21 protein-coding genes and 1 pseudogene are annotated in these 21,440 nt (G+C 37.3%); 4 read left to right on the top strand and 18 right to left on the bottom strand.

Annotation, left to right across the window (positions count from 1 at the left end):
• Positions 1–92: 92 nt before the first annotated feature.
• The 10 genes from JCM12304_RS05855 to JCM12304_RS05810 all read right to left on the bottom strand — a co-directional run bounded on the left by JCM12304_RS05855 (position 93) and on the right by JCM12304_RS05810 (position 11,244).
• Positions 93–743 carry a Type 1 glutamine amidotransferase-like domain-containing protein gene (locus JCM12304_RS05855; RefSeq protein WP_082387991.1) on the bottom strand — a complete coding sequence of 217 codons (651 nt, stop codon included), beginning with the start codon at positions 741–743 and terminating at the stop codon, positions 93–95.
• Positions 744–923: 180 nt separating this feature from the next.
• Complete coding sequence (pflA, locus tag JCM12304_RS05850; RefSeq protein WP_060679038.1) at positions 924–1,655, bottom strand: pyruvate formate-lyase-activating protein; 732 nt, start codon at positions 1,653–1,655, stop codon at positions 924–926.
• A gap of 41 nt (positions 1,656–1,696) precedes the next feature.
• Entirely contained in the window at positions 1,697–3,949 is a 2,253-nt protein-coding gene (pflB, locus tag JCM12304_RS05845) for a formate C-acetyltransferase (RefSeq protein WP_060679036.1), read from the bottom strand.
• A 283-nt stretch (positions 3,950–4,232) separates the two neighbouring features.
• On the bottom strand, positions 4,233–4,652 hold the full coding sequence (gene arsC, locus JCM12304_RS05840; protein WP_019377279.1) for an arsenate reductase (thioredoxin): 420 nt from the start codon (positions 4,650–4,652) through the stop codon (positions 4,233–4,235).
• An 18-nt stretch (positions 4,653–4,670) separates the two neighbouring features.
• On the bottom strand, positions 4,671–5,969 hold the full coding sequence (locus tag JCM12304_RS05835; protein ID WP_060679034.1) for an arsenic transporter: 1,299 nt from the start codon (positions 5,967–5,969) through the stop codon (positions 4,671–4,673).
• Positions 5,970–5,984: 15 nt separating this feature from the next.
• Positions 5,985–6,323, bottom strand: a complete 339-nt coding sequence (locus tag JCM12304_RS05830) for an ArsR/SmtB family transcription factor (protein WP_060679032.1) — start codon at positions 6,321–6,323, stop codon at positions 5,985–5,987.
• Positions 6,324–6,462: 139 nt separating this feature from the next.
• Positions 6,463–8,304 (bottom strand): LTA synthase family protein, encoded by a 1,842-nt coding sequence (locus tag JCM12304_RS05825; protein ID WP_060679030.1) that lies wholly within the window; start codon positions 8,302–8,304, stop codon positions 6,463–6,465.
• Positions 8,301–9,911 carry an aminotransferase class V-fold PLP-dependent enzyme gene (locus JCM12304_RS05820; protein ID WP_060679028.1) on the bottom strand — a complete coding sequence of 537 codons (1,611 nt, stop codon included), beginning with the start codon at positions 9,909–9,911 and terminating at the stop codon, positions 8,301–8,303. The genes JCM12304_RS05825 and JCM12304_RS05820 overlap by 4 nt, the downstream gene beginning before the upstream one ends.
• Entirely contained in the window at positions 9,908–10,459 is a 552-nt protein-coding gene (locus JCM12304_RS05815; RefSeq protein ID WP_060679026.1) for a glycerol-3-phosphate acyltransferase, read from the bottom strand. Before JCM12304_RS05815 ends, JCM12304_RS05820 begins: the two co-directional genes overlap by 4 nt.
• Positions 10,460–10,680: 221 nt before the next feature.
• A complete protein-coding gene (locus JCM12304_RS05810; RefSeq protein WP_026041397.1) occupies positions 10,681–11,244 on the bottom strand; it encodes a GNAT family N-acetyltransferase in 564 nt (187 codons plus the stop codon).
• A 189-nt stretch (positions 11,245–11,433) separates the two neighbouring features.
• Here JCM12304_RS05810 and JCM12304_RS05805 point away from each other — a divergent pair, with 189 nt between their 5' ends.
• Positions 11,434–12,327 (top strand): DMT family transporter, encoded by an 894-nt coding sequence (locus JCM12304_RS05805; protein ID WP_019377286.1) that lies wholly within the window; start codon positions 11,434–11,436, stop codon positions 12,325–12,327.
• Between the two features lie 37 nt (positions 12,328–12,364).
• On the opposite strand, the gene JCM12304_RS05800 is transcribed toward JCM12304_RS05805, so the two are convergent.
• The 4 genes from JCM12304_RS05800 to JCM12304_RS05785 form a co-directional block, all read right to left on the bottom strand.
• On the bottom strand, positions 12,365–12,868 hold the full coding sequence (locus JCM12304_RS05800; RefSeq protein ID WP_060679023.1) for a DUF1648 domain-containing protein: 504 nt from the start codon (positions 12,866–12,868) through the stop codon (positions 12,365–12,367).
• Between the two features lie 42 nt (positions 12,869–12,910).
• Entirely contained in the window at positions 12,911–13,138 is a 228-nt protein-coding gene (locus JCM12304_RS05795) for a hypothetical protein (RefSeq protein WP_060679021.1), read from the bottom strand.
• A gap of 104 nt (positions 13,139–13,242) precedes the next feature.
• On the bottom strand, positions 13,243–13,671 hold the full coding sequence (locus tag JCM12304_RS05790; RefSeq protein WP_060679019.1) for a hypothetical protein: 429 nt from the start codon (positions 13,669–13,671) through the stop codon (positions 13,243–13,245).
• A gap of 77 nt (positions 13,672–13,748) precedes the next feature.
• On the bottom strand, positions 13,749–15,020 hold the full coding sequence (locus tag JCM12304_RS05785) for a S41 family peptidase (protein WP_060679017.1): 1,272 nt from the start codon (positions 15,018–15,020) through the stop codon (positions 13,749–13,751).
• A gap of 224 nt (positions 15,021–15,244) precedes the next feature.
• Between JCM12304_RS05785 and JCM12304_RS05780 the strand changes: the two are divergent.
• A pseudogene (locus JCM12304_RS05780) lies at positions 15,245–16,473 on the top strand (dicarboxylate/amino acid:cation symporter).
• Positions 16,474–17,035: 562 nt separating this feature from the next.
• Here the strand turns inward: JCM12304_RS05780 and JCM12304_RS05775 are convergent.
• Positions 17,036–17,728: a nuclease-related domain-containing protein gene (locus tag JCM12304_RS05775; protein WP_256200770.1), complete on the bottom strand. Its 693-nt coding sequence runs from the start codon at positions 17,726–17,728 to the stop codon at positions 17,036–17,038.
• A 112-nt stretch (positions 17,729–17,840) separates the two neighbouring features.
• Positions 17,841–19,058, bottom strand: coding sequence for a formaldehyde dehydrogenase, glutathione-independent (fdhA, locus tag JCM12304_RS05770; protein ID WP_060679015.1), 1,218 nt, complete (start codon positions 19,056–19,058; stop codon positions 17,841–17,843).
• A gap of 216 nt (positions 19,059–19,274) precedes the next feature.
• Between fdhA and JCM12304_RS05765 the strand changes: the two genes are divergently transcribed.
• Together JCM12304_RS05765 and JCM12304_RS05760 are read left to right on the top strand one after the other, a co-directional pair.
• Positions 19,275–19,688, top strand: coding sequence for a GlcG/HbpS family heme-binding protein (locus JCM12304_RS05765; protein ID WP_060679013.1), 414 nt, complete (start codon positions 19,275–19,277; stop codon positions 19,686–19,688).
• Positions 19,689–20,184: 496 nt separating this feature from the next.
• Positions 20,185–20,520: an antibiotic biosynthesis monooxygenase gene (locus tag JCM12304_RS05760; protein ID WP_082387990.1), complete on the top strand. Its 336-nt coding sequence runs from the start codon at positions 20,185–20,187 to the stop codon at positions 20,518–20,520.
• An 87-nt stretch (positions 20,521–20,607) separates the two neighbouring features.
• On the opposite strand, the gene JCM12304_RS05755 is transcribed toward JCM12304_RS05760, so the two are convergent.
• A complete protein-coding gene (locus tag JCM12304_RS05755) occupies positions 20,608–20,853 on the bottom strand; it encodes a GNAT family N-acetyltransferase (RefSeq protein WP_060679011.1) in 246 nt (81 codons plus the stop codon).
• On the bottom strand, positions 20,850–21,125 hold the full coding sequence (locus JCM12304_RS05750) for a hypothetical protein (protein ID WP_060679009.1): 276 nt from the start codon (positions 21,123–21,125) through the stop codon (positions 20,850–20,852). Before JCM12304_RS05750 ends, JCM12304_RS05755 begins: the two co-directional genes overlap by 4 nt.
• Positions 21,126–21,440 lie beyond the last annotated feature (315 nt).

The raw sequence follows: 21,440 nt of genomic DNA, 5'->3' as shown, positions 1-21,440 counted from the left end.
AAAAGAAACGACTACTCAATCTATGCAAAGAGAAGCACACTTTTCAAAGACGGATGGACCCTTGTCTCATCCGCCTTTGCTAAAGAGAAAAATTATAACACTTGTGCTTTTCTTTCAACATAAAAACCTTCTCCTTCTATCTCTTCAACCTTTCCATCTCTAAAATAAGCTGCCGTTCCATCATCCAGGCCGTAACCGACTGATACGTCAAGTTCCTCCACATTTGTCTTTAAATTTTTATCTTCCTGCCATTTTGAATAATGTACACTAATTACTGCATCGTTTAGGAAACCCATTCCTTTAAGCAATAGTTTTTCCCCTCTTGTATTGTCAATTGGAGGAATAATGCAATGTGCTGGACATAGTAGCGCTCCTGCAGAAAAGCCTGCAACAGGGACTCCCTGTTCATAAAGTATGTTTATTTGTTTACCAATGGATGTATTTACTATTCTTTCCTGATATTTCTCTGTTTCACCACCACTGATAATAATTCCGGAACAGTTTACCAATTTATTGGTATTCTCCTCTTCCAAATCTTCCGTAAGAGGTAGGTACTCAAATTTACTGTGTCCATAAGCAGCTAATGTAGCAGTATAAATGCGCATATACTGCTTCCATCCGTCCCTCGGGATAAATAAGATGGCAACCTTACCTTGTTCAGATAGAGCCAATTCTGCAAAACGTTTACCAAATCGTTCTCCGAATGGAGGACTTCCGCCATATAAAAATAGATGTCGTTCCATCATTTGTATCCCCTTTCTAAGAAAAGCGCAAAGCTCGTTAAAAGTCTGATCTTCCTTAAAATTTCTATATGAACCTGTAAAACTCCTTTCTTAATCCTATTATTTTTGTAAATGATACCTTTTCCAGACGATTAATACTAAAAAACAGAGGAGCTAAGCTTCTCTGTTTTTTTATTCTTTTTAACTTTCCCTTGCCAAAATACGTTCCGCGTTCGCTATTCTTTCCTTGGTCGGTGGCTTCGTATCTTGTAAAGTATACTCAAGTCCAAGTGCCTCCCACTTATATACACCCAGCTGGTGATAAGGGAGCACTTCTACTTTTTCCACATTTGGCAACATATCTATAAACTGTGAAAGCTTCTCCAAATCTGTATCAACATCTGTGACTTCAGGAATAAGCACGTGGCGAACCCATACAGGCATCTTCTTTTCAGCCAAATAGTTCGCAAAGTCTAGAATATGATCATTGGAAAGACCGGTGAGCTTTAAGTGTTTCTCAGGATTGATTTGTTTCAAATCTAGTAAAACAAGGTCCGTTACTTCCATTAACTCATCCAATGTTTTCAAAAATGTAGGGGAGTGGGAGAAGCACCCGCCTGAAGTGTCAATGGCTGTATGAATACCACGTTTTTTTAATTCCTTGAATAACTCTACCAAAAATTTAGCCTGTAATAATGGCTCTCCTCCACTTACAGTGACTCCCCCATTCGTTGACTTAAAAAATGGAAGGTAGGATTCGATATCTGAAATGAGCTCATCTACCGTTACCTGTTTACCGTCACCGATTTTCCACGTATCCGGATTATGACAAAATTGACAGCGTAACAGACAGCCCTGCATAAAGACAATATACCTTACTCCTGGGCCATCCACTGTACCGAATGTTTCAACGGAATGGATTCTCCCCTTCATATTTCATCATTCCTTTCCAAAAGCTTGCTTTTACCAGCTGACTATCTACTTTCATGGAATGTTCGATTTATAACATCAATTTGCTGTTCCCTTGTAAGCTTTATAAAGTTAACAGCATATCCGGATACACGAATAGTCAGCTGCGGATATTCCTCCGGATGCTCCATTGCATCAAGCAATGTTTCTCTATCAAACACGTTTATATTTAAGTGATGGCCGCCTTTGATCATATACCCATCTAACATACCAGCTAAGTTACCCTTTCTTGTTTCCTCATCTTTTCCAAGGGCTTTAGGAACAATGGAGAAGGTGTTACTTATTCCATCCAAAGCATTTTCATATGGCAGTTTGGCTACTGAGCTTAAAGATGCCAATGCGCCTTTTGTATCCCGTCCATGCATTGGATTGGCACCTGGAGCAAAAGGTTCACCCGCTCTTCTTCCATCCGGTGTGTTCCCTGTTTTCTTTCCGTATACGACATTAGAAGTGATAGTTAGTACCGATTGAGTTGGTACGGAATTACGATATGTTTTATGATGCTTTATCTTACTCATAAAACGTTTAACGAGATTAATCGCGATTTCATCTGCCTGATCATCATTATTTCCATATTTAGGGAAGTCTCCAACGATTTCAAAATCAATTGCATAACCTTGCTCATCTCGAATTGGCTTAACAGTAGCATGTTTTATTGCACTCAATGAATCAGTGACCACAGACAATCCAGCGATTCCGCATGCCATTGTTCTTACTATTTCTCTGTCATGCAATGCCATTTCCAGACGTTCATAACTGTATTTGTCATGCATAAAATGGATAACATTTAATGTGTTTACATATAAGCCTGCAAGCCAATCAAGCATCTTGTCATATTTCTCCATAACCTCATCGTATTGGAGTACATCAGATGTAATTGGTGCATAATTTGGGGCTACCTGTGCAAAGGTTTTCTCATCAACGCCTCCATTAATGGTATATAGCAAAGCTTTAGCAAGGTTGGCGCGTGCTCCAAAGAATTGCATTTGCTTACCAATGGTCATTGCAGAAACACAGCACGCTATACCGTAATCATCCCCATAAATTTCCCGCATAATATCATCATTCTCGTACTGAATGGAGCTTGTTTTGATAGACATATTTGCACAGTATTTTTTAAATTTCTCTGGCAGGTTTTCAGACCATAGCACAGTTAAGTTTGGTTCAGGTGCTGGTCCCAAATTATCTAAGGTATGAAGCATACGGAAGGCGTTTTTCGTAACAAGTGATCTACCATCATTTGCCATACCACCAATAGATTCCGTAACCCATGTTGGATCACCACTAAATAGTTCATTATAATCAGGTGTACGGGCGAATTTAACGAGACGGAGCTTCATTACAAAATGATCAACTAATTCTTGAGCTTCCTCCTCGGTTAGCAATCCGTTTCTTATATCTCTTTCCATATAAATATCTAAGAATGTGGAAACGCGTCCAAGACTCATTGCAGCTCCGTTTTGTTCTTTTATTGCTGCTAGGTAGCCAAAGTACAACCATTGAAATGCTTCATGTGCATTCGTTGCTGGTTCTGAAATGTCATAGCCATAAATTTCAGCAAGCTGCTTTAATTCTTGTAATGCACGAATCTGTTCATTTATTTCTTCACGATCACGGATAACTTCCTCGCTCATTACCCCATTGGCTCCAACTCCAGCCAATGCTTCTTTTTTATTTTCTATGAGACGATCTACACCATACAATGCTACTCTGCGATAGTCGCCAATAATCCGTCCTCGGCCGTATGCATCAGGTAATCCAGTAATAATCCCAGCTCTTCTCGCCATTCTCATTTCTGGAGTGTATGCATCAAATACGCCTGCATTATGTGTCTTTCTGTAATCAGTAAAGATATGCTGTACTTCCTCATCCACTTTATAACCATACGCATTACATGCATCCACAGCCATCCTAATCCCACCAAATGGTTGTAGGGAACGTTTAAATGGACGGTCCGTTTGGAACCCAACAATTTTCTCTTTATTTTTATCAAGATAACCTGGTCCATGTGAAGTGATCGTCGATACAATCGCAGTATCCATATCAAGTACTCCACCATTTTCCCTCTCTTGTTTGGTTAATTCCATTACTTGATCCCACAAAGCTTTCGTCGAATCAGTTGCATTAGACAAAAATGATTCGTCACCAACATACGGTGTAACGTTTTGAATGATAAAATCGCGAACATCTATTTCTTTTTGCCATTTCCCTTTGGTAAAATGATCCCAAGCTTTATTAGCCATTTTACTAACCTCCATAACGAAAAAAAGTTTGTGAAGTAATGAACAATACTTCTTATATATATAATAACATATAAAAATTGGAAAATATTCAGTAGGTGTTACGGATTTATGACGATCAGAGACACTCACCTTAAAACCTGTCTTTTACTAGAGGAAAAAATCTTAGTTAATAATCCCCAACCAGTATAATTATCCTTTCATCTTTTGTAACAATAAGATTTGTAAAGTTATTAAAAACACTAAAAAATCAGATCTTCCATCCATACTTGGTAACTGGACTTGAAGGTCTGACTCTCTATTATTCCCCGGTTTCCTCAAACTGCTTTATTCTTTCCCCAATTTCATCTCTTACACGTTGAAATACCTCCCAACGCGCTTCTTCCGTCCCTTCTGCTTTAGCAGGGTCATCAAATCCCCAATGCTCACGCCTTACATGTGGTGGTGTCATTGGACATTTATCTGCTGCATCTCCGCAAAGTGTTACAGCCAAAGTTGCATTATTTAAGGTCTCACTATCTATGGTCTCAGATTTCTGGTCTGAAATATCAACACCAACCTCCTTCATTGCCTTTACTGCATTTGGGTTTAAGCCGTGCGCTTCGATTCCTGCACTTTTTACTGTCCATTTATCACCCAGAACTTTTTTTGCCCATCCTTCAGCCATTTGACTTCTGCAGGAATTACCCGTACATAAAAAATAAATTGTTTTTTCCTTCATTGTTGATCCTCCTTTTTATTATAAAATTACTAGCGTGAGATAAAGCCCGATTAATGTAATAAGTAGAATGGGAATTGTTAATGTGACTCCAATCTTAAAATAAGTCCCCCAGGAAATTTTAACTCCCTTTTGAGCTAACACATGCAACCATAAAAGAGTAGCAAGGGAACCAATTGGCGTAATTTTAGGCCCTAAATCCGAACCAATTACATTTGCATATATTAAAGCTTCCTTCATCACACCAGTTGTATTTGTGTCTGAAATAGCAATTGCATCAATCATAACAGTCGGCATATTATTCATAATGGAAGATAGAATAGCTGCGATAAAACCCATTGCAATCGTAGCTACAAATAATCCTTGTTCTGCACTTTTTTGTATAATATTTGCCAAGACATCAGTAAGCCCCGCATTTCTTAAACCAAATACTACGACATACATACCGATAGAGAAGAACACAATTGCCCACGGAGCACCTTTTATAACAGCTTTTGTGTCTACTGCATGACTGTTCCCGGCCATTAAAATAAAGAAAATCGCTACAATTCCTGCCACAATGGAAACAGGCAGGTTAATAAACTCACTTATAAAATATCCAATCAGTAGTATGCCAAGAACTATCCAGGACAAGTTAAACATCTTCCTATCCTTAATTGCTTCCACTGGCTTTTTCAGTTGCGCCATGTCATAGTGTCGTGGAATACTCTTTCTAAAATAAACCAAAAGCACAAGTATGGTTGCTATTAAAGAAAAAAAGTTAGGGATAATCATTCTTGTTGCATACTCTACAAAACCAATGTCAAAGAAATCTGCTGACACAATATTAACCAAGTTACTAACAATTAATGGAAGTGATGTGGTATCAGCAATAAATCCACTTGCCATGATAAATGGGAATATCATTTTTTCTTGGAAATTCAAGTTACGAACCATTGCTAAAACAATTGGTGTTAAAATTAGTGCTGCACCATCATTAGCAAAAAAAGCTGCAACAATAGCTCCTAATACACTCACATAAATAAACATTTTCAATCCATTGCCTCTGGCGGCTCTAGCCATATGTAATGCTGCCCATTCAAAAAATCCAATTTCATCTAAAATTAAAGAAATCAAAATAATTGCTACAAATGCCAATGTTGCATTCCATACAATCCCCGTAACTTCAATTACATCCTGAAAACCGACTACTCCAGCTAGTAAAGCGAGTAAAGCTCCGCAGCAAGCAGACCAACCAATGGACAAACCCTTTGGCTGCCATATAACCAAAATAAGTGTGAGTAAAAATATACATGATGCAAGCAGAACAGATGATGACAATTTACTTTCCTCCTTTTAACAACAAGTAATTCGTAAACCTTGTTCTTCTAATTCTTTTAATTTACCATCCTGACTAGGCAATTGATTCAGGATCTGCTGAATAAATGAATAATATTCACTCTCTTTTTGCAACGAATAAAATATCCATTGACCTCTTCTCTCCTCTTGTACAAGGCCTAAATCTCTTAGCTTTCGAAGATGTTGGCTTACAGAAGATTGACTCGTTTTGAAGATTTCCACAAATTCGCATACACAACAATCATGATTATCCAATATTTTCACCATCGTTAAGCGTGTTTTGTCACCAAGCAACTTCAATAAAGGGGCCGCTTTATTTATATCCAAATTTTCCACAATGTTCACCTCCTACAAACATATATAAGTATATTACGATTTGCTTATATATTCAAATGCAACGAGGCAGTTTTACGTTAAAACATAAAACTGCCTCGTTAACTAGCATAGATGTATTACGCTAAAAAGGCTTACTATTTTACTCAACAAATCGTAGTAAATCACCAAATATTAATTCATCAGAAAGTTGGAGTTCCTGGCGACCTATTTCTAAATATTTTTCACATGTAGATGTCTCAATTACTTCCCCTGATTCTTTGTTGTAGCATTTGCGATCAATAGAAGCATATTTTTCTGTTACAATATCCCCATTTCGAAACACGACAGGCTGTTCTTCGTTTCTTGTAAAAAGATTTCTGCTTAAAGTAATGTGTTCCTCAGCAGGAATTCCTAATAAATCAAGAAGTGTCGCATGAATATCTATTTCCCCTCCGACAGTCTTTATCTCTTTCCCGGTTTGCCCAGGTATATGGATAATAAGTGGGATTTTTTGTAGATCTAAATGATTTAATGGGTTCTGTTCTTGTCCAAGCAATTCGTGTACACCTTGCTCATATTTTCTTGAAATCCCATAATGATCTCCATAAAACACAAAAATGCTATTCTCGTATAAACCTTTTTCTTTCATGGAGGAGATAAATTGCTCCAATGCTTTATCCTGATAATTTACTGTCGTAATATAACGGTTAACCACTTCCACACTTGTATCAGCAGGGGAAATAAACTGATCTTTATCCTCAAGTAAAAACGGAAAGTGATTTGTCATTAGAATAAGCTTTGCCATATATGGTTCTGGTAAATTGTTCATCTTTTTTAGTGACTGTTTTAAAAAAGGTATATCTTTTATCCCGTAATTAACTGAATTCCCCTCAGTTACTTCATAATCTTTTTTCGAAAAATAACGATCATAGTCAAGCGATTGGTACATTTGATCCCTATTCCAAAATGAAGCATCATTTCCATGAAAAGCAAAAATCTTATAATCACCTGTCCGCTTGAGCACTTTTGGCAAGGATTCGAAATGATTATCAGGCCGTCTGACATTTACAGAACCACTTGGTAAAGGGTAAAGACCTGTATCAACCATAAATTCTGCATCGGAGGTTTTCCCCTGTGCTGTCTGATCGTAAATGTTAGGAAAATAAAAGCTTTCTTTTACTAAATCATTTAAAAAAGGGGTAATTTCTTCCCCATTTATCTGCTTGTTGATTACAAAATTTTGCGTTGATTCCAGACTGATGAGCACTAAATTTTCCCCCTGCGCAAGTCCAAAGTTTTCCGACCTCCTTATTCCATCAGGCTGAACATCTTCTGCTGTTTTAATAGCAACTTTTTCATCTGCGGCTACTTTCATTAATGGTGCTTGAAGTCCATCAATTAAATTAACAATCTGGTAATTATACAAGCCTATTTGCTGAACCATTTGATCCCTGTCATAACCAGTTGTTAATAAATATGGATTATTCCACATTGCAATACTGAAGGTAAGCGCAATAAACACCAAGCCTGTCATTGCATAATTTCTTTTTTGGGGCATATGCATTGTCTTGTTTTTTCTATACATCCGTATTAGTAAGTAAATTATCACACCAATATCTGCAATAATAAGCAAGTCAAATGGTGAAATGAGTTCAGCTGTACTTGGACCTAATCCCCCTACATTACTCAATTGCAGCAAGACGGAGACAGTTACAAAATCAATATAAAATCGGTAATAAAGCAAATTGGCATAGAGCAAGCTACTTATAAGAAAATATGCAACAATAAAAATAACCGGACGAACTTGCTTTGAAAATAAGAAGCTTATCCCCATAAGTATCATGATGATTCCTAATGGCCCCATTATTAAAAGGAGTACATCCTGCCATGTGTTTAACGTTACATCAAATTGAGTCCAGGTTATAATTACTGTTTTCAACCATAAAATCACTACAGAAATAGCAACAAGGTGGCGAGATATAAAATTCAAGTCTTTTTTCATTGGAAGCTTCCTTCCTTTTTCTTAACAGAACGATACAAACGAATAAGCAAGTCAACTGCCTTCATTACGTCATTATCAGGTTGTGCCCCCATAAATGCGAGTTGAATCCAATTACGCTTCAGTAAATAACTGCTTTCGTAGCTTATATACACTCCTCGTTGCCTCAGCATTTCACCAAATTTTATTGAATCAATGAAGTCAGGTAATCGTATCGTTAGAATACCTGGTGAATAATTCTCTCCCCATATAACATCCATTCCCTCATGTAGGAATCGATGAGAAATTCGTGCAGCAAGCTCTCTTGATGCTGGTTGGGTCTGTTTAAGCGCTTCATGAAGTGCTAATAAGCCATTAGATGAATGCGTAAACGGCACTCCGTTCTTTTGCTGGTACAATCCTATGTCCAAATAACTGGGAATACAAGTATGAGGTTCTAGTTGGTCTTCATGAAAAACAAAAGCTAATCCTGGATAGGAGCCGATTCCTTTGCCACTTACGCTTGCCGTCAGATAAACATCCTTTAGATCTATGGGAAGGACGCCAAGACTACTGCATGCATCCAGGCAAAGCCTTACTTGATTCCTTTTACAATGAGATTTTAATTCTTCTATAGGAAAAACAAAGCCCGTGGAAGTCTCACAATGCACCGTCCACAGCCAGTTAATTTCCGGATTCGTTGCCAACCTTTTTTTCACTTCATCTGCTGTAATTGGCATATTCCATGACTTCTGAAATGTTTCAAAGTCCAGCTGCCACCTGTTCGCTTGTTGAATCAATCTGTCACCAAATTCCCCATTGGAAAGGATAAGCCCCTTACCCTTTATTGTTGATAATTGTGCTGCGACCATTTCATTGGCAATTGTTCCAGTTCCTACTGCAATTTCCACAAACGAAGAATTAGTCAAGCTGCATAATTTCTTCTGTACATCCCGAAAAATTTCCAGAAACCTTTCTGAACGGTGAGAAATCGCCGGTTTTTCAAATGCTTTTTTTACGTTGCCTGAAATAGAAACCGGGCCTGGCAGAAAGGAATGGTTCATTGTATTTTTTTCTCGTTTCATTAATCTTTCAAAGGCCGGTGTTGATTTTTCAAAGCATTCAACTGTTAAATACATCGGTTGATAAGGAGCTTCCTTCGTGCCTACAAGCGGACCGAATGGTTTAAAGCCAATATGCCTATAAAGCTTTGTTTGTCTCGTGGTCCCTGAGATAAGTGCCATATTAAAGCCTTGCTCCAAACAATAGGAAACTAACTTTTTACATAAACCATAGAATACGCTACCACCCCTGTACTCCTTTTTTATGGACAATAAACGAATTTCACATGGAACGGCATCTGCTGGTAGATATTCATCTAAATTGCTAAGCTTTTGATCAAGGGAAAAGGGTCTCTCACCTCTTACAGTGATCATTCCAATTACTTTCCCGGCAAGCTTGGCAATAATGTATGTGTTTTGTTCATGAAAACGGTCCACCAATATTCTTGTCGTATTTTTCTCGTGTTGTGGTATCTCTTCAACAAATGTTTCGTAGTTTAGTTGATGAATTTGATCTAACTCTGCTTTGTTATCAGCCAGCTTATATAAAATCGATGTACACTCATTCATGTTCCTTCCCCATTTCTATGTAAAAAAATCACAATAAACAATAGGATACTGAAAACTGCTGCAAGAATAAACTCTGCTTTAATAAACAGCGTGACGGGTATGACAAAAAATCCTATTAAGCCAGCGATGGTGATGTCTTTCTTTAGTATGAAAAGTATAAATACAACTATTCCTGTTATTAGTAAAGCCAAAGGTGCAAGAACTAATGCTGCCGCCAAATAAACGACAACTCCCTTCCCGCCTTGAAACTGTAGCTGTACTGGCCAAATATGGCCCACCATAACTGCTCCTGCTATCAATCCCAGAATCAGCGGCCGCTCTCCAAATAGATAGATTACTATAGCTAGAGGAACGACAGTCTTCAAAGCATCAATGAGTACAGTATAGATAAATGCTTCTCGCCCAAATACCCTGCCAGCATTTCTAGCCCCTGCATTAGAACTACCCAATTTTCTTACGTCACTATTTGTAAGCATTTTTCCTACGTAATAGGCCCCGTTTATGCACCCAAACAAATAAGCTCCCACGATGAATAGGCAAACAAGCATATTCATTTCCCCCTCTCTAAGGCTAATAAGAAAATATAATATTGAAGTCACAATATATAAGGTTATAATTCTACAACTCACTCAATATTGGCATAAGCAACCAAAAATATTATCTCAAATTTCCATTATTTATACAATTTTATCAATACTTCTTAATTTATAACATTTTCTATATATGGTCATAAATAATCCCAAGCTAACTATGAGCTTGGGAAAGAAACTTATACTGAAACTTTGGCATAGATGCAAGTATCCCTTAATTCAGGACGATCTACTGCAGTATCCTCATTTTGTAAAATGCCTTCTAATTTATACCCAATTCTCTCAGGTATTGCTCTGCTTTTTAAATTTCTACTGTCACAGCGGATCTCCATTCGCCTGGCTTTTAGTTCAGTAAAGGCAAAATTAGTAATACCTGTAACAGCTTCTGTAACATACCCATTACCTGTAAAACGTGAATCAGCCCAATATCCCACTTCAAATTTAGGTACCTGCCAATTAATCCGATGTAAACCGGAAGAGCATACAAGTTGCCCAGTTTCTTTTAAAAAAACGAGTAACCGTAAATCTTCACGCTTAAGAAAATTAATATGGGCTTCACGAATATTTGCTTCTGTTGCCTCTTCTGACTGCTCATAATGAGCAAAAGGCATCCAGGGTTTAAGTTCCGGGAGGGAAGCTTGAACAGAATTAAACACAATATTCCCGTCTCCTGGTAACGGCATTCGTATGTGCAGCCTCTCTGTCTCAAATTCATGTGGAAACTCGATTAATAGTGGATTCACAACAAGGCACCTCGCTTTATATTCATAAAATAAACTATATTCTATCATACCCCACCTAATCTGGATAGATTTTCTATCAATATAAAGAAATTACATGCAATTGAGTGCGTCAACCCTCTCTACTAGGCAAAATAAAACTTTTGTACTAATATAGGTAGCGGTAAATAACATGAATAAATGGAGGAGCCTATGAGTGACAAAAATAAGGGGATCATTTTATTACTATTGTCGGCAATGGGATTTTCTCTCATGGCAGCTTTCGTGAAACTGTCTGGAGATGTGCCTACCGTTCAAAAAACCATGTTTCGAAATGCAGTATCCATGGTCATAGCATTTGGGTTTGTAAAATACTATAAAGAACGATTATTTGGTAAGAAGGAAAATCAGAAAATTTTATTGTTACGATCTTCACTTGGTGCCATAGGTATTGTTCTATATTTCTATGCTATTGATCATTTGGTTCTTTCAGATGCAGACATGTTGAATAAAATGAGCCCATTTTTAACGATTATTTTTGCTGCCATATTTTTAAAAGAGCATGTGAGAAGATTTCAGATCGTCGCAATTCTTATTGCCTTTGCTGGTACACTATTTATTATAAAACCAGAATTCGACGTGGAAACCATTCCCTATATGGCAGGATTCCTATCAGCTGTATTTGCAGCTGGTGCATACACCGTTTTGCGTGTACTTGGAAGTAAAGAACAGTTTTATACAGTTGTTTTTTATTTTTCCTTTTTTACAACAATGATTTTACTTCCCTTTGTCCTTATTTTTTATGAACCAATGTCCATGAAGCAATGGATTTATCTTCTTGCAGCAGGTGTCTTCGCGACAGTGGGTCAATTTGGGATAACCGTTGCTTATAAATATGCGCCCGCAAAAGAAATTTCAATTTTCTTCTATTCTACTGTCGTGTACTCAGCTTTAATCAGTATTGTCTTGTTTGGCCAAATTCCTGACATGTGGAGCATCATTGGTTATATCGCTATCTTTGGAGCATCATTTTATATGTTTTTGAAAAATAACTACGATAATAAAAAACTTGCTAAAATTGCTAAAGAAAAACACCAGCATACGTAAATTGCTGGTGTTTTCTAAATTAAAAAGAATATACAAATCAGTCATCTAGCTGGTCATGCTGACGGTGTTTTTGATAAAGAATACCAAAAAATACTCCTATTGTCGTAATGAGGACAACGATAATCAAGGGAAAAAAAACTTCTCCAAGTTGATTTCCAGCCATCGTAAATGATAAATAGGTGAACATAACCACCATTTCAAAATTAATCACTGTCATGAATAGCTGTGCTAACGGATAGATGCTTCTTGCATTTCCTTCTGTTACTTTAAACGGATAATTAAATACGTGCGGGTGTTTGCTTAGAAAATATAGTGGGACGTAAAGTATCAAAGCAATTAAAGGCATAAGAATAATGGTAGCTTTACTTCCCCAGTTATCCGGGTCCCCCGCTGCATTGAAATGAATTGGGATTTGATCCGGCAGCTCTTTATAAATAGTAAAAACATAAATAAACGAACATATTATAAAAAATAACGAGAGCAAGTTCAAAACCGCATTCCATTTACTTACAGTAAAATCAACTTTCGGATGGTTTTTCATGGCTTCCCCCCTTGCTAATTTGTATGGATTTCTCACTTTAAATTAAAAGAAATATGGCAGCACGACAAGGAATACAAGTACAAGACCATTCCCTATTAAACCAATAAATTTGTATCCACTCGGAGAAGAAAAAAGCCCAGTCACCACACCCCCTGTTGCATAAAATACACTTTGTTCTGAAAAACTTGTTACGTCTACATATATAGGCAACCAAGAAACCAATGCCATTAAAAACAGAACAGAAGAGATGATGCCTAAATTTTTCCGCACATTAGCCCCTCCAAAAAAACCCTTTCTCTATTGTATTTTTTTGAAGCAGCTAATATGTAGGTGAGTTTAAAGTCTGAACGAAGCTATTCTCCAGATCCGCTATCTTATTGCTTTGAGCTGATAGATTTTATTAGTAAACCGACTGGAACCCCAAAAATAGCATGTCCAATTGTCCAATAAAACCAAGCTGCTGCATTTGTATAAGCTGGTGGCGTCTCTGTAAATGCACTTAAGAAAAATAATATACCTCCACCAATCGTATACACAGCCACATAAAGACTGGCTACTTTTTCCCGTTTGAATAGTTTGAGAATATAAAACAAGCCAATAACACTCACAATACATGTAATAAAATGAAAGAGCATTCCTGCTCCCGGCACATTATTCCATTGCTTTAGTACAGGTATATAATCCATATTATATAATAAAATATAAGCTGGATTTCCAGTGGTGATCTGAATTATTTTTAAGCTTAAGGCAAGTATAACACCTGCTATTATTGCTGTTGTTATTAGCCTGACTATCTGTTTCATCGAGACCCTCCTGAATATATATACAATTGCTTTTACCACAGCTTGACAATTGTAAACATTTTGAGGGTTTGCCTTTATTAATTTATTGCATATATAATTTCCAGAGCTCTTTTCATATCTAGATCTTCTTGTAAATGAGCAGGCGTCCATGGAATATAAATATCCGGCTTGATTCCTATTCCAGTCATACCCTTCCCGTCATCCACGTTGGAAAGCTTAGAAGTGGGATACCATAATTCAAATTTATTATTCAGTTTCATAATTGCCAGATTAGCGTAATCATTCAGCCCTAAGGTTGGTCTGCCAACGACCGTTACTTTGGGTGAATGCTTACAAATCTCTACAAAGGAGTCACCAGAACTACCACAATAAACATCTGTCAATATGATTATTTTTTCAGGTCCCCTTTTTGTTGCTAAAACAAAGCTATCTTCTTTTGTACCGAAATCGAGCTCTACAAAACCTGCACCTCGATTCCTCTTTAATTCCTTAATCAGTTCTTTAATTTGCAGTACTGTTTCTTTATCCTTCACTCTGTCCGCAGCAATTTTTAAAAGTTCTACACGTAAATCCACATTACGTTTTGTACAATTTGTCAGCATTTTACCATCATCAAAATCAGCCAAATTGATTTTTTCATCTTCAAATAAATAAGGAAGTATTTTCATAAAGGCCAAATCACTTCCACCATTGTTTATCCTTACATCAATAACTAAATTTTTAATAGAAGAAAGTGTTTCTTCATTTTCACGGATGAGTTCTGAGATGGCATTTTCGTCCATAAAGTCAGTTAACACCATTAAAGCAAGGTCACTAGCAATTTTATTAAAAGAGTAAATAGGAGGAACTGGTTGCTTTGGAGTTTTTTGCAATTTTAAGGATTGTACCTCTCCACTCACTTTCTTTACTGTTGCATTCGCGTAGAGGAGTAAAATCGATTCCCAATTCTCCCTCTCTGCATCGGTTTCCATCAACTGCCGTTTGTGTCGTTGGACTAACTCCAAAATACCTTCCTCATCCAAAGCAATGATTTCATCCCCTGGCACCAATCTGTTCTCCATATCACATCGTGTTACTACCAAGGATTCACGAAATCTTCTTACCTGAAATCCTGCGTTTAATTTGGAAGCAGCTGCACCCGCTTTACCAAAGTGCATATGGCGATCCTGAAAATCGAGTAAGTAATCATTTACTATTTCAATAAAAAGCTGATCATTCATACCAGTCTTATCTAACTCAAAAATCCTTTCCCGGAATAAATCAGGCCGGTCGTGTCCTGCTTTATCCAAACAACCTGCATAATCTTCATGCATGATTCGTACTATTTCGTTAAAAATAGATACATACATACCTCATCCCTCCATTAGATAGATTATATTTTCTATCCTAACACGTTATTTAAGGTTAAACTCCCCTAGATTTCATATTGATGTTAGGTTAGAGCATTGTTTTTGACAAGTGGGCTCTATATACTATATTGTTAGGAAACAATTCCGAGTAATTTGATGTACATTATCTCAATTATTGATCATTGTACTTTTATTATAAAAGGGGGAAGTAAAAATTGAAAAGAATGTGGAAGAAATATGTAGAATCTTCACTTATTTTAAAGATCAGTCTTGCTCTGGTTCTAGGAGTAATTGCTGGATTAATATTTGGAAAAGATGCTGCTATTTTAACACCATTTGGTGATTTATTATTACGCCTATTGAAATTCATGATTATTCCACTGGTTACCTTTACATTAATCGTTGGAGTTAACCAGACAAAAATAGGTAATCTGGGAAGAATGGGTGGTAAAGTTTTCTTGTATTATGTGATAACTTCCGCTCTGGCTATTATTGTAGGTATTACAATTGGCAGCCTTTTTGAACCAGGAACGGGTATGACAATCGATACTAATGAAAAAATTGAAGTACCTGAAAATCCAGGTGTTATGAGTGTACTACTAAGTATTGTGCCAGATAATATCTTCACAGCCTTTACCGAGTTAAACCTGCTCGGCATTGTTTTTACCGCATTGGTATTCGGAATAGCTATTTCTGCTTTGCGTTCCTCAGAAAAATGGGGCGAAACAGGGGAACTTGTCTACAATGTAATTGAAGGTTTAAATGAAGCAACATTTAAAATTATGCAAGCTATCTTGCTATATATACCTATTGGGATTTTTGCTATTATAGCTAAAACAGTTGGTAATCAAGGTGTGGAAACATTAACATCACTTGGCAACATGGTTCTCGTATTGTATGTCGCGTTACTTGTCCAAGTGGCCGTTTATATCCTATTTATGCTCTTCACCAAAGTTTCTCTCAAAAACTTTTTCACACATGCCAGAACACCTATACTAACAGCATTTGTTACCCAGAGCAGTTCAGGCACATTGCCATTAACATTGGATGCAGCCAAAAAATTGAATCTTAATAAAGGCTTGTACGGGTTTAGCCTCCCATTCGGAGCTACAGTAAATATGGATGCGCTGCCATACGAATTGCCATTTCTGCAGTTTTTGCTGCCAATATTATTGGAGATCCATTAACATTCACAGATATGCTGCAAATCGTTATTGTAGGAACCTTGGCAACTATTGGTACTGCAGGTGTTCCAGGGGCTGGAATTATAATGATCGCAACTGTATTTGCCCAAGTCGGCTTACCGATGGAAGCAGTCGCTATCTTAACAGCAATTGATGCACTTGTTGGTATGGGAGCGACTGCCCTAAATGTAACTGGTGATTTAGTTGCAACAACAGTTATTAATGAAACAGAAAAAAAGCATCAAGCAGAGCCAGCATATCAGGAATAGAGTATGTGAAACTACCCACCATCTGAAGGATGGTGGGCTTTTTGTCGTGAATGGTGTGGAGGGGGAACTTCATTTCGCTTGAACGGTAGCCATTGGGAGGCTGTTTTCTCGCTGCAATGTCTGTCATCCTTTGAGTGATAGACATTTAAGGGTGATTTCCCTCTCGCAATGTCTGTCAGCATCCTTATAATAGACATTCAGACACGATTTTCCTCTCGCAATGTCCCTCATCATTCTTATAATAGACATTCAGACACGATTTCCCTCTCAGCAATGTCCGTCAGCATCCTTATGATAGACATTCAAGACCAGATTTCCTCTCCCAATGTCCGTCAGCCCAATAATCAATTCTTTAGAGAGTTACTTATAGAATGTCCATTGTCGAACTCCTTCTTTCTAAAAATTACTTTCCAAATATCTCGAAATCCGTTTTTTACATGTGACTATTTTACACCAATCATGAATGATATTCGTTGTTATTTTTTCTTTGGGGAAAAGAGTCGTGAATTCTTCGACACTTCTTAATACAGCTAAGGAAACTAGCTCTTTGTGATTGCATAAATTACAGGAGCAGTATTTCCTTTCTACATTTATCACATTTTTGGCAGGTAATACCTTTACGTAGTAGTTGATAATCATAGTGAGGAACATGTGGATAAAGAGGTTCTGCTATATGTCGTTCTACTAATTGTTCAGCAATATTTTTATGATAATTAGTCAATCTAGAGTGGGTATTACTTAGATTACTCATGTGTCTTTTCAGTTGACCTGGGAAAATAATAGGTTTTCCTATCGGGGCTTGATAAAGCGTAAAGTCGGGGTTAACAAAAACTACAAATGCTTCTATAGGCATTTTTATTTGTAGTTTGATGAGTAATTGACTGAATAAGGAATTGCTTCTACCTACTTGATGTAATGGATTAACAATTTCCCGCTGATTTCTGGTGAATAACTTATCTTCCTCGTAATAAAAATCTCCTCCAAAATTCTTCACCTCGTACAATTGAATCTTCTCCTGGGTAATAAGGAGTGAATCAATTTGAAAAACTGTATGATTTACTTCCAGCAATAAATCATTCAAAATAATACATTCTTCCTTAAGTTCATTGATAAATGTATCAAAAAATAACTCTCCTTCATATCCCTTTTTCAAACTTACATATTGTTGCATTGTTTTGCTATCAATGGACATACGCTTGCTTAAAAGTTCTAACATTCTTAATCCAATTGGTTTATCACGCCGTTTATGAATCATAATTAACCTCCAAACTAGTTGATTAAAGTTAATTATAATAGATTACTTGATTTTTTCCACTAATATAAAAAACTCCCTCTTTATCAACAAACAAAGAGGGAGCAATCTTAACCTATTTACTTAACGACCCATGTGGATCGATGACAAACTTCTTAGCTACCCCACTGTCAAAATCAGCGTAACCCTGTGGTGCTTCATCCAAAGAAATAACTGTTGCATTTACAACCTTTGCAATATCAGCTTTACCATTTAAAATGGCATTCATCAGCTGACGTTGATACCTCATTGCTGGAGTTTGTCCTGTATGAAGTGAATGAGCTTTAGACCAACCAAGGCCAAATCTTACTTTTAAAGAACCTTGCTTCGCATCCTTATCTTTGGCGCCCGGATCCTCTGTGACATATAGACCAGGGATACCATATTGTCCACCTGCTTCCACAACATCCATCATTGTATTCAACACTGTTGCAGGTGCATCATCATGGTCTGTACCATGACCATACGCCTCAAATCCAACTGCATCAATCGCACAATCCACTTCTGGTTCGCCGATTATCTGTTCAATTTGTTCACCCACATCATCATGCTCTTTTAGATTAATTGTTTCACACCCAAAGCTTCTTGCCTGCTTTAACCGCTCTTCTTTCAAATCTCCTACGATCACTACCGCAGCTCCGAGTAATTGGGCTGAATGAGCTGCAGCCAGGCCAACTGGACCCGCTCCTGCAACATAAACCGTTGAACCAGTAGTTACACCGGCCTTAATTGCCCCATGATACCCTGTTGGAAAAATATCAGAGAGCATTGTAAGGTCTAAAATTTTATCCATCGCTTTATCTCTATCCGGAAATTTCAATAGCTGAAAATCCGCGTAAGGAACCATAACATATTCCGACTGGCCACCTACCCAGCCACCCATATCTACATAGCCGTATGCTCCTCCTGGTCTTTCCGGATTAACATTTTGGCAAATATGCGTATCCTGTCTGCGACACATTTTACAACGACCACAGGCCACATTAAATGGCACAGATACAATATCTCCTTTTTTCAAAAATTCTACATCCCGTCCAACTTCTAGAATTTCACCGGTAATTTCATGGCCAAGTACCAAGCCTTCAGGTGCTGTGGTTCGTCCACGCACCATGTGCTGGTCACTTCCACAAATGTTAGTGACTATATTTTTAATAATTACCCCATGTTCACACTTTCTTCCTGCATTCGATTTAGGTACCCCAGGCCCATCATGTAATACTAAATCCGGATATGAAATATCCTGAACCTCCACTTTTCCATCCCCTACATATACTACTCCACGATTCCCAGCCAATTTAATACCTCCCTTAAATGTTAGAAACATACAGGGATCTCATAAGTTTATGTAGACCCACTGTTAGTTCTCTTCCCGACAAATGGTTTTTAAAACTTAAAAAAATTGATTTTTTCAATAATTGAATAGTTTTTATAATATACGTTTAATTGATTAGCAGCAGGGAATCGAATTAATAGAACAATTTTTACTTTGAAAAAGAAAGGTTGTGTACAAATGGAAAAATTAAACTTGGAGATGGCGAAAAAATTAATTGACGCTGCCGAGGCGGAATCAAGAAATATCGGAGTACAGATGGTGATTACGATCGTTGACGATGGCAGTAATCTAGTCGCTACACACCGCATGGATGATGCATGGTTGGCGAGTGTGGACATAGCGCACAATAAAGCATGGACGTCCGTTGCTTTAAAAATGCCTACATCCAATCTGGAAGAAGCTACAGTCCCTAACTCTGAATTATGGGGGTTGAATACAACGAACCAAGGTAAAATTGTCGTATTTGGTGGTGGTCTTCCTCTTGAGAAGGAAGGCAAAGTCGTCGGAGCTGTCGGAGTTAGCGGTGGGGCTGTCACACAAGATGTACAAGTGGCAGAAGCAGCCCTAAAAGCTTTTGAAAATGAAAAATAATAATATAAAAAGCGCTAGTGCTCTTTTTTGAAAAAAAAAATTTAAAAAGCCTCCAACAGTGGAGGCTTTTCTTAATGTAATTTTTCAAAACTCTGACAATGTAGTTTCCCCATCCAACTTCTCCAATAATAAAAGTTACATTTGGATGAAACCGAAAACGGAAGATCTAAAATAACGAAATGTCGGTAAATGAATTAGAAATGTGACATAGGAAACAATTTGTTCTTTTATTCGAGGATACACTCGAATATTAGTTCAGTCTTCTTACACTAATTCCCTTATTAAATATAAATACCACAATCCTCTATGAATAATTTGCTTACATACCAGCTGGAAGTTTTGAAGTTTATAAAGACTTTCACTATAAACAAAGTGTTGACATTGATAATCGTTTTCAACTACAATACAGTTAATTGAAAATGATTATCAATATTAAAAAACTAGCAGAACCAGTGTTAAACTACTTGCAAACATTACTATCCAAGGAGGCTATAAAATGACAATGATGAAAGCAATAAACACGCTTCGTATTAAAAAAGGGAGAACTGAAGAAGTAATTACAAGATTTAAAACTGCTAAATCCGTACATACATTTGACGGTTTTATATTAATGGAAGTACTAAAAAAAGAAAATACAGAAGAACATGATGAATTGCAGATCTGCACAACTTGGCAAGATCACTCCTACTTCAATGCGTGGCGAGAAAGCAGGGCATCTGAAAAAGCTCATGCAGCAAAAGAGATAGATAAACAAGAATCTGGGGATAATCCAATTTTAGGTTCGGAGCTATCCACATTTGAGGTTTGTATACAGCATCACCCTGCGAGATGATATGCTGAGTTCACCCATGGTGGGCAGCAATACCCCCATTTATCCGGTTTCCCCCCTTTCGGCCATGAGTGGGGGTATTGCTGCCCATCAACATTTATATTCTTTGTTTAGAATCTCCCAGCACATAATTTCTTCTGTAGTACTCACATGTTCCATCCCTATTTTCTCAAGTACACGCACCGAAGCAATATTAATTGGGGAGCACTTTGCTGAGATCCCTCTCAGCTCTTTTTCCTGAAATGCCCACTGAACCACAGCATTCGCCATCTCTGTTGCATAACCTTTCCCTTGATAAGCTGGAACAATATCATATCCTATTTCCCCGTGCTTCATCTCATCTGGGGAGATTTAAACCCCATAGTACCAATAGCAACCTTTTCAGACTTGTTCAAAATTACTCCGCTCCACTGTCCATAGGAAGCATCCTTTTCCAAGTTCTTTAGTAAATCCGGTAATACATGCTGTCTTACAGGTTCATTGGGGAAATCTTCCGGAATCCGCGCATCAAGTAATTTCCCGAGTTTCTCTTTATCCTTCATAGCTGCCATGACAAGCGCTTTGTTCCATGAAATCATAAATAAATTTTTAGTTATTATGTCTGGCATTTTATTTATCCCCTTCCTAAAAGTACACGGATATTCCTTTCCGTGTTCAACTTAATCAGCTATCTTATAATAATTATTTCCCCCAGCATAATCCTAACAACAAATAATGCTTCACCTATATTCCCCTTTTACAACTCAGTAACCTTAAAACTTACCTCACTATAATATTAAATCGTTTTATTTGTAGACTGTTGCCCGGCCTATACGAGGCTTGATTTTACTCTAAAATAGGGTATACTATAAATAGAATGTTCATAAAATAAAAAAAGGCTTAATGGTGCTGATACACCATTAAGCCTCCGTGTAATAGCCCTT

It is taken from the genome of Virgibacillus halodenitrificans JCM 12304 (assembly GCF_001310895.1).
GTDB classification, from domain to species: Bacteria; Bacillota; Bacilli; order Bacillales; family Amphibacillaceae; genus Virgibacillus_Q; species Virgibacillus_Q halodenitrificans.
The sequence above is the reverse complement of the archived record's forward strand: the minus strand, read 5'-3'. Positions and strand labels throughout refer to the sequence as shown.

What these genes read in the sequence shown, in the direction of transcription:
- JCM12304_RS05855 (WP_082387991.1), bottom strand. Translation starts at nt 743, where the DNA reads ATGGAACGACATCTATTTTTATATGGCGGAAGTCCTCCATTCGGAGAA.
- pflA (WP_060679038.1), bottom strand. Translation starts at nt 1,655, where the DNA reads ATGAAGGGGAGAATCCATTCCGTTGAAACATTCGGTACAGTGGATGGC.
- pflB (WP_060679036.1), bottom strand. Translation starts at nt 3,949, where the DNA reads ATGGAGGTTAGTAAAATGGCTAATAAAGCTTGGGATCATTTTACCAAA.
- arsC (WP_019377279.1), bottom strand. Translation starts at nt 4,652, where the DNA reads ATGAAGGAAAAAACAATTTATTTTTTATGTACGGGTAATTCCTGCAGA.
- JCM12304_RS05825 (WP_060679030.1), bottom strand. Translation starts at nt 8,304, where the DNA reads ATGAAAAAAGACTTGAATTTTATATCTCGCCACCTTGTTGCTATTTCT.
- JCM12304_RS05820 (WP_060679028.1), bottom strand. Translation starts at nt 9,911, where the DNA reads ATGAATGAGTGTACATCGATTTTATATAAGCTGGCTGATAACAAAGCA.
- JCM12304_RS05815 (WP_060679026.1), bottom strand. Translation starts at nt 10,459, where the DNA reads ATGCTTGTTTGCCTATTCATCGTGGGAGCTTATTTGTTTGGGTGCATA.
- JCM12304_RS05805 (WP_019377286.1), top strand. Translation starts at nt 11,434, where the DNA reads ATGAGTGACAAAAATAAGGGGATCATTTTATTACTATTGTCGGCAATG.
- JCM12304_RS05800 (WP_060679023.1), bottom strand. Translation starts at nt 12,868, where the DNA reads ATGAAAAACCATCCGAAAGTTGATTTTACTGTAAGTAAATGGAATGCG.
- JCM12304_RS05790 (WP_060679019.1), bottom strand. Translation starts at nt 13,671, where the DNA reads ATGAAACAGATAGTCAGGCTAATAACAACAGCAATAATAGCAGGTGTT.
- JCM12304_RS05785 (WP_060679017.1), bottom strand. Translation starts at nt 15,020, where the DNA reads ATGTATGTATCTATTTTTAACGAAATAGTACGAATCATGCATGAAGAT.
- JCM12304_RS05775 (WP_256200770.1), bottom strand. Translation starts at nt 17,728, where the DNA reads ATGATTCATAAACGGCGTGATAAACCAATTGGATTAAGAATGTTAGAA.
- JCM12304_RS05765 (WP_060679013.1), top strand. Translation starts at nt 19,275, where the DNA reads ATGGAAAAATTAAACTTGGAGATGGCGAAAAAATTAATTGACGCTGCC.
- JCM12304_RS05760 (WP_082387990.1), top strand. Translation starts at nt 20,185, where the DNA reads ATGACAATGATGAAAGCAATAAACACGCTTCGTATTAAAAAAGGGAGA.
- JCM12304_RS05755 (WP_060679011.1), bottom strand. Translation starts at nt 20,853, where the DNA reads ATGAAGCACGGGGAAATAGGATATGATATTGTTCCAGCTTATCAAGGG.
- JCM12304_RS05750 (WP_060679009.1), bottom strand. Translation starts at nt 21,125, where the DNA reads ATGCCAGACATAATAACTAAAAATTTATTTATGATTTCATGGAACAAA.